Source organism: Synechococcus sp. R6-10, assembly GCF_047461815.1.
Classification (GTDB): Bacteria; Cyanobacteriota; Cyanobacteriia; order Thermostichales; family Thermostichaceae; genus Thermostichus.
Genome location: NZ_JANSHW010000364.1, coordinates 1 through 1,881, shown reverse-complemented (window position 1 = coordinate 1,881; position 1,881 = coordinate 1). Strand labels below are relative to the sequence as shown.

2 protein-coding genes and 1 pseudogene are annotated in these 1,881 nt (G+C 58.0%); 2 read left to right on the top strand and 1 reads right to left on the bottom strand.

The genetic code is table 11. The features are described 5' to 3' along the window. Positions 1 to 1,067: DUF3769 domain-containing protein (locus tag NW837_RS10405; protein ID WP_414331306.1), on the top strand; the 1,067-nt coding region annotated here is incomplete at its 5' end. A gap of 281 nt (positions 1,068 to 1,348) precedes the next feature. Continuing rightward, a complete protein-coding gene (locus NW837_RS10400) occupies positions 1,349 to 1,630 on the top strand; it encodes a DUF1830 domain-containing protein (RefSeq protein ID WP_414331305.1) in 282 nt (93 codons plus the stop codon). Positions 1,631 to 1,654: 24 nt separating this feature from the next. On the opposite strand, the pseudogene NW837_RS10395 reads toward NW837_RS10400, so the two are convergent. After that, positions 1,655 to 1,881, bottom strand: a pseudogene (locus tag NW837_RS10395) (hypothetical protein); the annotation flags it as partial.

Sequence of the window (1,881 nt, the reverse complement as noted above, 5' to 3'; positions counted from 1 at the left end):
CCAACATCGAGCTGCTGCGGGATCCCAACGTGAGCTTGGTGCTCTCCCCGCAACTGTATCCACAACGTCTTTGGGGCAGTGAGCAGGGCCTTTTGGATGGGATCGGGCTGCGGGCCGATTTTCGTTGGCGGCAACCGGAAGCCAACGCTCAAACCTCGCTGTTTGCCGAGCTGCGGGGGATCGTCTTCCAGGAGTTTGCTCAGCGCTTGCGAGCCCAGGTCGAACACCGCATCACCACCGGCGATGGCGGAGAAGTCGCCTACACCTACGCCTATCGGGAACGCTTCTTCAGCGGTCGCCTGGGGTTTCAAATTGTGGAAAACCGCCTCGGTGCCAGCTACCGCTCACCCACCCTCCGCCTGGGCAATACCGGCTTGGATCTCAGCTACCGCATAGCCGTCGACTACATTGATGCCTTGGGGCAGCCGGATGAAATCGACACAGAGCCGGAGTTGGCCTTAGCCAACACCACCGACCGCATTCAGCTCTCCCGCCTGCAACTGGGGGCAACCTTGAATCGCTCCTTTCCCCTCTGGAGCCCTCCCAAGACAGCAGCGGATCCCCCACCCCGCTTTTCCGCTCTGCCTATTGAGCAAGGGATCTGGCTCAACACCGGCGTGAGCAGCAGCCAGTCTTTTTACTCCAATGGCCGGGCCCAGAGCTATACCGCCGGCAGCATTGGTATCGATGCGGTGATCGGGGCTTTCGTGGCCGATACCTTCGACTACACCAACCTGAGGGTGACCTACTCCAACGGTTTTTTGGCCGGAGCCTCGCCATTTTTGTTTGACCGCATCACCACGCGGGAACAGCTCGTCCTGGGCTTTTTGCAACAACTGTACGGCCCGCTGCGGGTAGGGGCAGAGACAACGGTAGATTTGCAGTCGGGCCAACAGGTGGATGTCGTCTATCGCCTGGGCTACGACCGCCGCACCTATGGCTTTAGCCTGCAGTACAATCCGGTGCGCCAGTCGGGGGCTCTGGAGCTGCGGGTGGAGGGCCTGAACTGGGATCCCGGCCAATCCTCGCCGCAGCCGACGACGGGATCGAGGATCCAAGAGCCCTGATCCCCAAACTCCAAGGGAACGGAAAAATGTAATCCTGACTACTACTCTGTGGAGATTTTCTATGAGAAATTGTCCCATATTGGGGAAAAATCCTAATTCAAATCTTCCTCGAATTGCAGAACCCTCTTGGAAATCGAAACAGTAAGGTAAAATACAGAAGTTATTTTTTCCAGGATTGATTTCTGCCAGTTGGGATCGCCGTATCGCAGACTACCGCAGTGATCCCCAGGCGGTGTTAGGGTAGATGATAGGCTGAGCAAAGTGGGCTGGTGATCTGAACAATGCAAACACTCGATGCAATCCCCGATAAAAAACGAGCAGAGCGAATAACCTGTAGCTACATCAATGCGACCAGCTCCATTCAGGTGGTTCGCATCACGAATATCGAAAACTGGTACTTTGAGCGGGTGGTCTTTCCAGGCCAGCGGCTGCTCTTTGAAGCGGTGCCTGGAGCCAAGCTAGAGATTCACACGGGCATGATGGCCAGCTCCATTCTGGCAGACACCATCCCCTGTGAAAAGCTGCGCGTTCGAGAAACGGAGCCGGTGACTGCGGGCGCCTAGATCTCCAGAGGCCAGGGATGCGGACTAGGTTTCGCGGCCTTGCTGCTTTCTCTCTTCTCTTTCCGAACTGGGGGAAGGCTGAGGTGAGGGGCTGGCGGAGCGGCGCGGCTTCGGGGGTAGTGGGATATCCAGGAAGCGGGCGCTCAACCTCACTGGGCTGGTTTCTTGCCGCTGGGGAGGCCAAGGGATCCCCAACCAACGGGCCGTGATCTCCAGCAAGCTGGGGGGTGGTGTCGGCGTAGGAGTTGGCG